The following is a 13,289-nucleotide window of genomic DNA, read 5'->3' as shown; positions in this document are numbered from 1 at the left end:
TTACTCGTTAGTTTTTAAGTGATTTATAGGTCTTCTATTTCCTTTAATTCCAGCCATCTTAACTCTTTTTCATCCAGTGCACTCATTATTTCCGAAAGTTCCTGCGACTTTTTTACAAGCACATCGGCGTCTAATGTACCCGAATTCAGTTCGTTTTGCAGCAGCTCCTTTTGCTGTTCAAGCTGGTCTATTTCTTTTTCTGTTTGTTCCAGTTCGCGCTTTTCCTTATAGCTTAACTTTTTAGCTTTGGTTGTTGGCTTTGGCTTTTCTTGAGGTTTGTTTTTCTTTTCGGCTTTGGTGATCTGGCGTTCTTCAGTTTTTTTCTGCTGAGTATAATCGCTATAGCTTCCCACAAAGTCTTTAATAACCGTATTGCCTTCAAAAACGAATAGGTGATCGGTTACTTTATCAAGAAAATAACGGTCGTGTGATACAACCATCACGCACCCTTTAAAGTTGGACAGATAATCCTCCAGAACATTTAAAGTGAAAATATCCAGGTCGTTGGTTGGCTCATCAAGAATCAGGAAATTCGGGTTTTTGATAAGAACCGTCATGAGCAGCAGGCGTTTCTTTTCTCCACCGCTGAGTTTACTAACCTGTACGTAATGCATTTCGTTTGGAAAGAGGAAGTAGCGCAAAAACTGGGCGGCCGACATCCGCTTTCCTTCTCCCAATGAGATGTCTTCAGCAATATCGCTGATTACTTCAATTACTTTTTTATTGTCGTCAATTTTGATGCCTTCCTGGCGGTAGTAACCAAATACTACTGTTTCACCTTTTTCCACTTCTCCTGTGTCGGGCTGCAGGCTGCCGGTTAGGATGTTGAGAAATGTCGACTTGCCAGTTCCGTTTTTACCTACGATGCCTACCTTTTCGAAAGGGGCAAATTTGTAAGAGAAATCCTTAATCAGTTGTACATCATCAAAGCTTTTAGATATGCCATGCAGGTTAATGACTTTTTTTCCGAGGCGCGACTGTGCAATGCCCAGCTCCAGGTTTTGTTCATTAACATTTTGGTGTGCTTTATCTTTAAGGTCGTAGAAGGCATCGATACGGTACTTGGCTTTGGTCGCTCTGGCCTGTGGCATCCGGTTCATCCATTCCTGTTCGGTTTTTAACAGGTTGCGTGCTTTTTCTATTTCGGCTTTTTTATTGGCCAATCGTTCCTGTCGTTTTTTCAGAAAATAGGAGTAGTTGCCTAAATAGCGGTAGATGGTTTCGTCGGCCAGTTCAATAATTTCGTTGCACACCCGATCGAGAAAGTAGCGATCGTGAGTCACCATTAACAGCGTTGCTTTTGACTTGGAAAGGTATTGTTCCAGCCAGTCTACCATTTCCAAATCTAAATGGTTGGTGGGCTCATCCAGTATCAACAGGTCGGGCTCGCTAATAAGAATGCTTGCCAACGCCACGCGTTTCTGTTGCCCGCCTGAAAGTTCAGAAACAGGCTGGTGGAAGCGGGTGATTTTAAGTTGTGATAGAATTTGTTTGATGCGCTGCTCGTAGTCCCAGGCTTGTAGGAGGTCCATTTTCTCAATTAGTGCCCCTAATGCTTCCTGGTCGTTACTTTCAATGGCCTGTTCGTATTTTTTAATGGTTTGCACCGTTTCGCTATCTGTATTAAATACCTCTTCAATAACGGTGTGGTTTCTGTTGAGGTATGGGTCTTGCGATAAGTAGCCCATGGTGATGCCCGATCGTAAGGTAATGTTTCCTTCGTTGGCCGGGATTTTGCCTCCAAGTATATTCAATAAGGTGGTTTTTCCTGCACCGTTACGGGCTATTAGTGCCACTTTTTGACCTTCGTTTAGGCCAAAGGAAATGCTGTCGAACAGGCGAATGTCGCCCCAGTGTTGTGTTAGGTTTTCAACCGAAAGATAATTAATCATAAGCCTTTTTTAACCAAGCCACAAAGGTAATAGATTATATGGGTAATTTAGCTGTTGGCCTTGCCATTATCCATTGTTTAGTTGTAGTTGGTGTTTCAAAATGAGAGGCGTAATTGCCAAGTGATTTTACAAACAACGCCTGTAGTCGTTTTGATTACAGGCGTTGTTATATATGCTTAATTCGTTCTTATTTATCCTCGCAGGTGTAAAAGTTTTTTACCGGATTGGCATACATCTCAAGAAGTGCCTTAAATAAAAAGTCTTTATCACCGTCAACGCGTGAAATGTGTTCATCCAGATACGCCAGGAAGGTGCTTTTGTCCTCGTCGCTGTATTTATCTGTGTGGCGCTGATGATTGGTAAACAGATCGTCGGCAATAAAATTGCCGGGATAGAACTTGTAGTTGCTATGAATTTGGTTATCAATAAGCTCCGCCAGTCCTTGTAGCTGGTCGTTTTTACTTAAGGTAGCCAGGTCTTTCAATTCGGTTTTAATAGGTGTGCCAAAACCAAAGTGAACGCGTCCTTTTCGACCTCTTAAACCTGCTCCCATGTGCTTAAGGTCGTCATCCTGGGTTTTTTTATAATCCGGGTTGTCGCGCTTCATCTGAAACTCTAAGGCTTTGAGGTAATCGCATGGGTCGTACTCGTAGGATATGGACAGCGGAACGATGTTAATTTCTTCAAAGTTGCTGGTAAAATCTCCTTTTCCGCTAATGTTCAGCATTTTTAGCAGGCTCACCTGTGTACGATCATCGCCGTCTTTAGAACGGCCTTCGCGCTGAGCTATCCAAATGCTCTGATTACGCTCTGTCAGTGTTTGCCTGATGTAGGACGAAAGTCGGCGTGTGCTTTCCATCATCTGTCTTACCGGCAGGTTGCGCTGAACAATGAATGATTTGTTCAGTTTTACCAGGTCCGTAATCCAGGGATAAATTAACAGATTATCGCCAATGGCTATCTCTGTGGTGTTAAAATTGTTTTCAACCAACAGGATGTTTAAAATAGCTGAGTCCAGCACAATGTCCCGGTGATTGGATATAAACAGGTAATGACTGTTAGGATCCAGTTTTTCAATGCCAGAATGCGTGATGCCTTTTGTTGTGGTTCTCAGAACTTCTTTGACGTAAGGGTAAATAACCTCTGTCTGAAATTCTTTTATGGATTGAATACTCAGTAGCTTTTTTAAAAAATCCTTAGTGGAGAAATTAGGATATAGAAAATTGATTAATCCTAAAAAATTGACTTCATTAACTAGTCGCTCAAACACTTCATGAATCTCATCATCATTGTAAGGACGAATAGAGTCAAAATTTAAATTGTTTCCCATTTCTGTGTAATAATGTTTGTGGCAAAATTAAGGCAAACATTCGTGTTTACGAAATTAATTAGGTTCTAACTCGGCTTATTATTGTTTTAATATTGGACGATATCCAAAATATGGAATATAATTCAATAATTGGATAATGTGAGCGGTATTAAATATTTAAAGTGCTGACATATAACACTATGTAATATGTGGCATGCGGGTTGTTATTGAAGGTGTCAAACGCCCACGTTATGATACGAGTTAAAGTTTTTAAGAATACCACGTTAATGTCCTTTGAGCGCAAAGAGAATTTGGACCTTAATACGTCTGAAGCTTTTAAGCGTCAAATGATGGACATATTGAAGCGACCTTTTACTAATTTATTTGTTGATTTAGAAAAGGTTGAGTATGTTGATGCAGAGGGGTTGAGTACTTTAATGGCAGGCCAGCGTTTGTCGAAAATGAATCAAAGTCAGTTGAGCCTGTTTAACGTGAAGGAGGAGGTGCTTAAATCGATGAAAAAGCATCACCTGGATACCTATTTCTTTTTTTGTGACCGTCCAAAGCCCTTTTCTAATGACCTATTATTGGTTTAATTAGTTAAGGATTCCAGGAGGCTCAGGCCTCCTGGTTTATAATTTCCCAATATTCGATAGCTCTTCGTGTGTGCGGAATAACAATTGTTCCGCCCACTAAATTAGCTACGGCAAATATTTCCATCATTTCTTCTGTGCTAACGCCTTGTTCGTAGCATTTTTCTAAATGGTACTTTATGCAGTCGTCACAGCGCAAAACCATGGAGCTTACCAAGCCCAGCATTTCCTTAACTTTGGTTGACAGGGCACCTTCCATATAGGTATTGGTATCCAAATTGAAGATGCGTTTCATAACCTTGTTATCGGCAGCTAAAATTTTTTCATTCATGGCTGCTCTGTATTCGCGAAATTCTTTAACTTTTTCGTTCATTGCCTGATGTGTAAGATGATAAAATGCTTTATTGTCAGTGCTGTAACTTAATGTTACAAAGCTTCACCCTTCAGTGTTGCCTGTGTTGCTTCTTTAATAACTACCTGTACAAAATCGCCTGTTTTATAGTCCCTTTTAGGGAATACAACCACTTTGTTTTGTGAAGTACGTCCATATAGTTCATCCTTCGATTTTTTGGAGGTGCCTTCAACCAATACTTCATAAGTTTGTCCAATATCCTTTTGATTACTGTCAAACGAAAGTTGATTCTGCAGTTCAATAATTTCCTGTAAACGACGTCCTTTTACCTCTTCCGGTACGTTGTCTTCCAGGTGTTGTGCAGCATAGGTGCCCGGACGCTCCGAATACTTAAACATAAAAGCCGAATCGTACCCCGCCCATTTCATTAAACTAAGCGTTTGTTGGTGGTCTTCTTCTGTCTCGCTGTGAAAGCCGCAGAACACATCGGTTGATAAGCCGCAGCCCGGAAGAATTTGGCGGATGGCATTAATACGATCCATATACCATTCGCGGTCGTACTTGCGGTTCATTAATTTTAGAATGCGCGAACTACCCGATTGTAAAGGCAGGTGAATGAACTTACAGATATTCGCGTGTTTAGCCATTACCCGCAGGGTTTCGTCGCTCATGTCTTTAGGGTGTGAAGTGGTAAAGCGGATACGCATCTGCGGGAAATTACCAGCTACATAATTTAATAGTTCGGAAAAATCCATGGGGTTACAACCCGCTGCCTCGTAGTTGTATGAATTCACATTTTGTCCCAGTAAGGTTACTTCTTTAAACCCTTTGTCGGCCAAATCCTGTATTTCCTTTTTAATGCTTTCGGGTTGTCTGCTTCTTTCTCGTCCTCGGGTATAAGGCACAATGCAATAGGAGCAGAAGTTGTTACAGCCTCGCATAATCGATACAAAACCAGAGATTTTGTTCTTGCTCAAGCGCGATGGTATCACCTCGGCGTATGTTTCACTGGATGAAAGTTCCACATTAATTGCTTTATCGCCTCGTTCGGCCATGCCTATCAGGTTTGGCAAATCCATATAGGCATCGGGCCCTACCACAATATTGGCCCCCTGCTCAAACAATGATTCTTTTACCCGCTCGGCCATACAGCCAATGATGCCAATTATTAAGCCAGGCTTTTGTTTGCGCATGGCTGTAAGCTGCTTAAGTCGCCCCATTACGCGCTGCTCAGCATTGTCGCGTATTGAGCAGGTGTTGATAAAGATGGCATCCGCATCGTTAATATCATAACTTACCCCATAGCCATCCATTTCCATTACTGATGCCACCACTTCACTGTCAGCAACATTCATTTGGCATCCGTAGGTTTCAATAAATAGTTTTTTTCCGCTTTTGCTTATCAAAGGCTTAACACCACTAAACTCCATCATTTTGAACGGGATTATATTTTCTTATTGATTGTCATTTTTTTAAGAGCTGCAAATTTAATGCTTATCTATTTAATGGCAAGTATATTTATTCTGAATTGTGCTAGCGGGAGTTAAGTATTTTCCAAATAATGGAAACTATTCGATTTGACTCATTAGTAGGCTTTTAAAGTGTATTTTATTACCTTTATCAGAACAGAAAACTTAAATCCACACCTATGAAAGAAGTACTTGTACCCGTTGATTTTTCGGAAGAGTCTTTAATTGCCCTCGATTATGCAATTAATTTAGCCAATTATTTAAAAGCCAATGTGCGTGTTATTCATGTAAAAACCGATTCTGTTATCATTCCTTTTTTCACAAACGACCCGGCTAATGCTGCCCTTCATCAGGATGTGCTTGGCTGGGCCAGGGAGTTGCATCAAAAATTCATTGGTAAGTATGCTGTTCAGTGTGGCGTTTTTGACTATGTGATTAGAGAAGGAAGTGTTGTGAAAGAGATTGCTAATCAGGCTAAGTATGGTGATTCAACACTTATTGTTTTGGGCTCACATGCCGATGTTTCCAGTAGTTCCAGATGGTTAGGCAGTCCGGCCTATCGCCTGGTGGCGAATGTGCCATGCCCGGTAGTGGTTGTTAACAAGCGGATGCAACTTCATCACACAATAAAAAGTATTGCTTTGCCCATAGATTATAGTATTGCGAGTCGGAAGAAGGTGCCGGCAATAGCTGGCGTAGCCCGACTTTTTGATGCTAAAGTGCACATTGTTGGCTTAAAATCTTCGGACCTGGAATGGATGAATGCTCAGATGAGTGCTTTTATTAAGCAGGTTAAAAATTTTATTGTTGAAAAAGCACGGGTGGAGGTAGTGCCGGCTCAGCTTACCGGAAAGGATGCTGCCCTGCTATTGATGGATTATGCTGATCAGCATGGTATTGACATGATAACTACACATGTTCATCATACTAAATATCCTTTAGTGAGACTTTTTCAGGCTTTTACAAACGATTTAATCAATAAATCTTTAAAACCAGTGTTGGTAATTCCTACAAAAGATTAATCTAATGATTATCTTTGCCGGGCAAGAAGATTTAAAAGCATGAAGAACCTTATTGTAATTTTACTGCTATTGTGTTCGTTTATTGGTAAGGCACAAACGACTAATTCTTTGGCCGAGAGTCTGCAGGAACGTGTTGCCGGAGAAGGTGTGATAACCATTTATGACGAAGATGGGATAGAGGAGCTGGTTAATATACAGGTGGAGGTTAATCAACGAATGGACGGTGTAGATGGTTACCGCATTCAGCTATTTTCTGGTTCGGGGCCAACGGGGAAACGAAACGCTTTGCAGGTTAAAAGTAAGTTTTTAAATAAGTTTCCGGAATGCGATGTTGACGTGTCCTTTACATCTCCGTTTTGGAGAGTGCGCGTGGGTAATTATCGCCATAAACACGAGGCACTGCCGCTGCTGAATGATTTGCGTGATCTGTTTCCAAACTGTTACATTGTGAAGGATGGAAGCGTTAAGATGAATAAATTTTAGTAACAACTATATAAGCAAAGCCGGAATTTTTCCGGCTTTTTCTTTTTGAAAAGTCGCATTGACGATTAAAAAAATAGAAATAAATTTGCGCTTTATTTTTTAGAGGGAAAAATCATGAGTGACCAAATTAAGCACGAGTGTGGGATTGTTCTTATCCGCTTGCTAAAACCACTTGAGTATTATCAGGAGAAGTATGGGACCTGGAGGTATGGCCTGAATAAGTTATACCTTTTGATGGAGAAACAGCATAACCGCGGACAGGATGGTGCTGGTGCTGTAAATCTGAAAATTGATCAGCCGGCGGGTCAGAAATACTTTTCGCGCCACCGTTCAAATAAAGCCAACCCAATTAAGGATGTATTTGAAAAAATAAACGAACCATTTATAAAGCAGCAGGAGAAAGACCCTGAATTGCTTAATGATCCAAGCTATGCTAAAGCGCATCTGCCTTTTGCCGGTGAACTTTACCTTGGTCACCTTCGATATGGAACCTTTGGAAATCACAGCATCGATTATGTGCACCCTGTGTTGCGCGAAAATAACTGGCGCTCCCGCAATCTGACGCTGGCAGGGAACTTTAACCTGACCAATGTGGATGAAATTTTCCAGTCGTTAACCGAGCTGGGACAGCACCCGAAAGATTATACCGATACGGTAACTGTGTTAGAAAATGTAGGTCATTTTCTGGATGAAGAAAATCAGTTGTTGTTCCGGAAGTATAAGAATGAGGGAAAATCGAACCAAGAGATTTCGGAGTGCATTGAAGAGGAGTTGAATATACGCGAAATATTGGAGCGTTCGAGCCGTCGATGGGATGGTGGTTATGCCATTGCCGGAGTGGTTGGGCATGGTGATGCCTTTGTAACCCGCGACCCGTGGGGTATTCGTCCGGCCTGTTATTATGCCGACGATGAAGTGGTGGTAGTGGCTTCAGAGCGCCCGGTGATTCAAACGGCCATGAATGTACGGGCCAACGATGTGAAGGAGCTAAAGCCCGGTCACGCCCTTATAATCAAGAAAAACGGGAAAATTACCGAAGAGCTTGTAAGAGTGCCTCAAACACGTCGTTCTTGTTCGTTTGAGCGGATTTACTTTTCGCGAGGTAGTGACCGCAAGATTTATGAAGAACGTAAAGAGCTTGGGCGTTTGTTGGCAAAAACGATCTTGGAAAAGGTGAACTACGACATTGAGAACACCGTTTTCTCTTACATTCCCAACACGGCAGAAACAGCTTTTTATGGCATGATGGAAGGCATTCGACGCGAGATGGATCAGGTGAAAAAATCGCAGATTCTCGAAATGGGATCCGACATTGACCCGGTTAAGCTGGATAAGATTCTAAGTCTTGAACCGCGCGTTGAAAAAATAGCTGTTAAGGATGTTAAAATGCGCACCTTTATTGCGGATGACGATAGCCGTGATGACATGGTTGCGCACGTGTACGATGTGACCTATGGCATTGTAAAGAATGGGGTGGACACGCTGGTGATTATTGATGATTCCATTGTTCGTGGAACCACTCTTAAGAAAAGTATTTTACGCATCCTGGATCGTTTGCATCCTAAGAAAATCATTGTTGTGTCCTCAGCGCCGCAGATTCGTTATCCGGATTGCTACGGTATTGATATGGCCCGATTGAAAGATTTCTGTGCCTTTGCTGCTGCTGTCGAATTGCTGAATGAGTCGGGACAAACTCACATTATTGATGAAGTCTATAAGAAGTGTAAAGAGCAGCAGTTCTTGCCTAAAGAAGAAATTGTTAATCATGTGAAGGATATCTATCGTCCGTTTACAGCAGAGCAGGTTTCGGCCAAGATTGCTGAAATGTTGCGACCAGAGGATATTGAAGCCGATGTAGAGCTGGTATATCAGTCGGTGGAGAATTTACACATCGCTTGTCCGGATGACAATGGCGACTGGTATTTTACCGGTGATTATCCCACACCGGGAGGTAATAAAGTGGTAAACACCTCCTTTATCAATTTTGTTGAAGGAAATGCCGGAAGAGCTTACTAAGTAGGAACTTAAAGCAAAAATATAGCCCGTTACTGTGAACAAAAGTTCTGGTAACGGGTTTTTTATATAGTAGATGCATCGAAAAATATAACTATATAAATTTATTAGTACTATTTATGATTTGCTAACATTAATTGGTGGTTTTTGGCATGCATCTTGAAGATAGTTTCATAGATTTTTTTCATAGATTTGGGTTAGGTTAGTAAATGGGATTCTAAGCAACGGTTTAGGTCCCATTTTTTATTAATGCTGTCACCAAACAGGTTTTATTGTGAATTATTAGCCTGCCTTTTTAACTGCTCAATTCGCTTGGTTAATGCCTCGATACTTTTGGCGTCTGTGTTAGCTTTTTTGAGCAGCTTAAGTTTTTCGTTGAGGTAAACAATATTATTTTGTAAGGGCCATGTGCTCACTTCAAAGGCTTTTTCCATCCATAATGCGGCTTGTAAATAATGTTCGGATGCAGCCGTTTCTGATAAACCAATAGCTCTCGCCCAATTGTAATACAAGAAAGCATTATCCGCTTCATAATACTGCATCTCCAGATTATGACGGATAGCTTCAATATAGGCGTCCCAGTTGCTCTCTGCACGGTAAATGGACTCCTGTACAAAAGCGATTATCTTATTTCGTTCTTTAACTGTCCGTTTGTTGAGGACTTTTTTATAGCGTTCAAAACCTTCGTAATCCACTGTATTTTTACTTATCAGCGACTGTCCGTAGCTGAGGTAGCTCTGGTAGAGTTTAACTTCTATTTCTTCCTCTGAATACTTTTGTTTAAAAGCTTTTTGGTGCTTGTCGAACCATTTAAATGTCGGGGAGTAGATATCGTTTAGGTAGTATTTTATTAAGTGGTAGTTGGCTTCTTTTAGAAGCTCTTTCCCTTTGTGCTCTGTAAAGTATTTTTGCAATACTTGCCCGATTGCTTGTTTATCGTAGGCTTTGTTCAATGCCTCAATGTATTGTAGCATGGTGGTATAGCAGTTTGGTGTTGCACTATAGTTTCGTGCCAGTGCAGCCAGCCCTTTACCGTCTAATACTTGTGTGGCAAGTTGCAGAAGTTCATCGGCATTGGGTGCTCCAACTGATTTGTGCAGCTCATTACCATTGGCATCGACCCAGATTAGGGTGGGGTAGGCTGCCACTTTATATTGACTTTTTAATGCTGGCCCTTCACCTTTTTCCATGTCTATTTTGAAATTGATAAAGTGATCGTTAAAAAGCTGTCCAACCTGGGGTTGTGTAAATACTTTTTTCGACAGCATTTTGCACGGCCCACACCAGGAGGTGTAGCAGTCGATAAAAATGGGTTTGTTTTGGTCCTTCGCCAGTTGTTTGATTGCGTCCCAGGAACCCTGGGTAAACTGAATGCCCCCATCTGTTTGGGCCTGGCTACTCATTATTACCATTATAAATAACATGCTTAAAATACTTCTCATCATGTAGTTTTTTTAATAAAAAGCGCCTTGAATAGATATCCAAGGCGCTCATCTGGTAAAAAATTAAACTATTAATCAATTACTAATACCCACCCATTTTCATAGCTGGAATGGCACGTCCGCCAGTCTTTCCTTCTTCTTTGGCTTTTTGTGCATCTTTATAGGTCTTATCTAGCAAAGCCCGGTGTTTAGGAACGATGTTATCGAATAAGTCGCTCATCGCTTTTGCTACGGCCAGGCGCTCACCTGTGATGCCTGCTTTTTTAATGAACTCGTAACTATCTCTGTAAGCAATTGACAAGCCGAACATATCCAGTTCTTCTGTAGCCATCTGTGTGGCAATCACGTCGTCCATCAGTTTAGCTGCTCGCTCAAAGCAGGCTTTATCCTGACAATCTTTCAGGCGGTTTAATAAATTAAAACCCGATTGAGAGTAAAATTTGGAATTACTTTCCAGTCCCTTGGCAAACTTCTCTTCAACTACATCCATGTAGGTGCTGTAATCTTTTACGTGGATTAACAGCGCTCGGTTGGTATAGTCTTTAATGTTTTCAATGCCATCGAAGCTGTTTTTTTCCATCAGTTTAACCAGTTTGTCAAACTTTTTCTGATTGAATTCTTCCTTGCTTTTTACATCTGCCAAATCGCCCGCATAGCTGTAATACATGCCCGATTCGAAATATTCGCCCTTAAAACCGTTGGCTTCAATAAATTTATCCTTGTTTTTGTAAAAGTAGTCAGCCTCTTTGCTAAAAGGGTCTTTTACGTAACGGCTCATTAACCAGAAGTAGTCTTTTTTGTGCCAATCACTTTTAGGAACCATGCTCAAGTAGTGCAGCGCTACGGTCTCAGCTTTAGGATCGCTTACTTTCACCAGGTAGCTCAGGTAGTCTTCGGTGGTTTTTATATCCTTTTTGTTCTTTTTGAAGGCTGCCGCTAAGGCTTCGGCCCTTTTAGCTTCGGCTGGTGCGCCTTTCGCTTCCTTTATCAGTTCTTCGGCTGGTCTGAAACCAACCACACGGTGCAATACCTTTTCATTACTTGGGTCGATAAACAGCATGGTTGGGAAGGCCGACACGCCAAATTTGTTTTTGAGATCAATGCCTTCGCCTTTTTCACAGTCAATTTTTACATTAATAAAATTAGCGTTGAAATAGTCACCCACTTCTTTTTGTGGAAATACCTGTTTAGCCAGCATTTTGCAGGGACCGCACCAAGTTGTATAACAGTCGGCAAAAATGATTTTGTTTTCGCTTTTGGCTTTAGCAATTATTTCCTGCCAGCTGGCATGTGTAAACTGGATGCCATCTTTGCTGTTGTCATCAGCTTTTGCTCCGTGCACGGTTGAGATGAGAAGCAGGCATACTGCCACTATTGATAATACTTTTTTCATTTGTTTAAATTTATTTTAAGTGCGATATGAAACTCCCAAATAAATTTGTCCATTCGTTCTGTTAGCAATGAGAATGAGCAAATTTATTAGGTTGTTTCATCTTCAATTCTTCAATAATCTATTTAGAGAGCAGTTCGTCGAGCTTTTGGTCGATTTCCTTGCCCCTTAGTTGTTTGGCAACAATCTTACCGTCTTGGTCCAGGATGATGATGAACGGAATGCCGCTAAACTGGTAGTCTTTCATTGTTTGTTTGCCTGCATTTGGAGCCAGTACCTGTGTCCACTCCATATTCTCTTCGCCCAGGGCTTTGTGCCAGTCAGCTTTTTTCTTATCGATCGATACACTTAGCATTTCAACACCTTTACTCTGGTATTTCTCATACACTTCTTTTAAGTGAGGAATTTCGTTACGACACGGACCACACCATGACGCCCAGAAGTCGACAACGACAATTTTACCTTTATAATCCTCGGGCGATACCATAGCTCCATCGGGAGTTGGGTAGGAGAAGTGGGGCGCTACTTTGCCGATTTTCACTTTTTCGGCAGCAGCGCGTGCCTCCTCCTTGTCTTTGATGTATTTCAGCAGCGGTGGATAAGACGGGTTAGCCTTTTTAAGCGTTGCCAGGGTTTCATCAATCAGTTCTTTATCCGTTTTGTCTTTTAAGCGACCAATTACAGCCAGCACACTGTTGCGATCGGCATATTCTTTCGCCAGATAGCGGTAACGAGCTGCATCGTCATCAGCTGCTACGCCATATAATTGGCCGGCAATCGGACCATACTTTTCCGGAATGTCTTTAGTGGCTTTGTATACTGTTTGCGATAAGCCAATAATAAGCTGGTAAGAGCGGTAGTTGACAAAATTAAGGTGGTTCATCACCTCATTTTTTGGACCACCGTTGATGTATACAAATGGTGGGTTTTTAATTTTGATTCTGGCAGTATCCTGACCACGGAAATCGATGGACAGGTTTTCGTCTTCGGCCCAGAAACGCACAGATTGCCATTTCTGGCAGTCCAGATTATATTCTCCCGGAATTGACGTATTCATCTGGTACTGGTAGCTGCCATCTTCGGCCACCTGAAATGAATCAGTCACCACCCTTTCGCCATCACGGAATTGTGAGATGTACATTTTGTACTTATTATCGGGAAATTTAACTTTCCCCGAAATAGTAATCTGGTCACTTTGCTTTGTGTTACAGGCACTAATAGCCATAATTAGGGCTACAAGTATTGTTAATTGGATTTTCATGTGTTTATTATTTTATCTTTCTGTTGTGAGGACGCTTCCGGTTCATTTATCTTATCAGTTATG

The 13,289-nt window shown here is 41.4% G+C and carries 11 protein-coding genes; 4 read left to right on the top strand and 7 right to left on the bottom strand.

All coding sequences use genetic code 11. The annotated features are described in order from the left end of the window. Positions 1–23 precede the first annotated feature (23 nt). On the bottom strand, positions 24–1,892 hold the full coding sequence (locus ACSX1H_RS14495; RefSeq protein ID WP_439184943.1) for an ABC-F family ATP-binding cassette domain-containing protein: 1,869 nt from the start codon (positions 1,890–1,892) through the stop codon (positions 24–26). Positions 1,893–2,079: 187 nt separating this feature from the next. Further along, positions 2,080–3,222, bottom strand: a complete 1,143-nt coding sequence (locus tag ACSX1H_RS14490; RefSeq protein WP_439184942.1) for a 1-acyl-sn-glycerol-3-phosphate acyltransferase — start codon at positions 3,220–3,222, stop codon at positions 2,080–2,082. 230 nt (positions 3,223–3,452) lie between these two features. On the opposite strand from ACSX1H_RS14490, the gene ACSX1H_RS14485 reads away from it, so the two are divergent. Beyond that, complete coding sequence (locus ACSX1H_RS14485; protein ID WP_439184941.1) at positions 3,453–3,797, top strand: STAS domain-containing protein; 345 nt, start codon at positions 3,453–3,455, stop codon at positions 3,795–3,797. Positions 3,798–3,819: 22 nt separating this feature from the next. On the opposite strand, the gene ACSX1H_RS14480 is transcribed toward ACSX1H_RS14485, so the two are convergent. After that, the gene (locus ACSX1H_RS14480; RefSeq protein ID WP_439184940.1) at positions 3,820–4,167 is read right to left on the bottom strand and encodes a carboxymuconolactone decarboxylase family protein; all 348 of its coding nucleotides are present in this window, start codon (positions 4,165–4,167) and stop codon (positions 3,820–3,822) included. A 53-nt stretch (positions 4,168–4,220) separates the two neighbouring features. Beyond that, entirely contained in the window at positions 4,221–5,579 is a 1,359-nt protein-coding gene (gene miaB, locus ACSX1H_RS14475; RefSeq protein ID WP_439184939.1) for a tRNA (N6-isopentenyl adenosine(37)-C2)-methylthiotransferase MiaB, read from the bottom strand. Positions 5,580–5,794: 215 nt separating this feature from the next. Between miaB and ACSX1H_RS14470 the strand changes: the two genes are divergently transcribed. The 3 genes from ACSX1H_RS14470 to ACSX1H_RS14460 all read left to right on the top strand — a co-directional run bounded on the left by ACSX1H_RS14470 (position 5,795) and on the right by ACSX1H_RS14460 (position 9,136). Then, positions 5,795–6,637: a universal stress protein gene (locus ACSX1H_RS14470; RefSeq protein WP_439184938.1), complete on the top strand. Its 843-nt coding sequence runs from the start codon at positions 5,795–5,797 to the stop codon at positions 6,635–6,637. Positions 6,638–6,676: 39 nt separating this feature from the next. After that, positions 6,677–7,120 carry an SPOR domain-containing protein gene (locus ACSX1H_RS14465; RefSeq protein WP_439184937.1) on the top strand — a complete coding sequence of 148 codons (444 nt, stop codon included), beginning with the start codon at positions 6,677–6,679 and terminating at the stop codon, positions 7,118–7,120. 114 nt (positions 7,121–7,234) lie between these two features. Further along, on the top strand, positions 7,235–9,136 hold the full coding sequence (locus tag ACSX1H_RS14460) for an amidophosphoribosyltransferase (RefSeq protein WP_439184936.1): 1,902 nt from the start codon (positions 7,235–7,237) through the stop codon (positions 9,134–9,136). 266 nt (positions 9,137–9,402) lie between these two features. Here ACSX1H_RS14460 and ACSX1H_RS14455 read toward each other — a convergent pair whose 3' ends face one another. The 3 genes from ACSX1H_RS14455 to ACSX1H_RS14445 form a co-directional block, all read right to left on the bottom strand. Next, the gene (locus ACSX1H_RS14455; RefSeq protein WP_439184935.1) at positions 9,403–10,578 is read right to left on the bottom strand and encodes a thioredoxin family protein; all 1,176 of its coding nucleotides are present in this window, start codon (positions 10,576–10,578) and stop codon (positions 9,403–9,405) included. 79 nt (positions 10,579–10,657) lie between these two features. Then, positions 10,658–11,968, bottom strand: a complete 1,311-nt coding sequence (locus ACSX1H_RS14450; RefSeq protein WP_439184934.1) for a thioredoxin family protein — start codon at positions 11,966–11,968, stop codon at positions 10,658–10,660. Positions 11,969–12,086: 118 nt separating this feature from the next. Further along, positions 12,087–13,226 carry a TlpA family protein disulfide reductase gene (locus tag ACSX1H_RS14445; protein WP_439184933.1) on the bottom strand — a complete coding sequence of 380 codons (1,140 nt, stop codon included), beginning with the start codon at positions 13,224–13,226 and terminating at the stop codon, positions 12,087–12,089. Between the last annotated feature and the right edge of the window lie 63 nt (positions 13,227–13,289).

Origin of the sequence: Carboxylicivirga taeanensis (genome assembly GCF_051851475.1) — a bacterium.
GTDB classification, from domain to species: Bacteria; Bacteroidota; Bacteroidia; order Bacteroidales; family Marinilabiliaceae; genus Carboxylicivirga; species Carboxylicivirga taeanensis.
The sequence above is the reverse complement of the archived record's forward strand: the minus strand, read 5'-3'. Positions and strand labels throughout refer to the sequence as shown.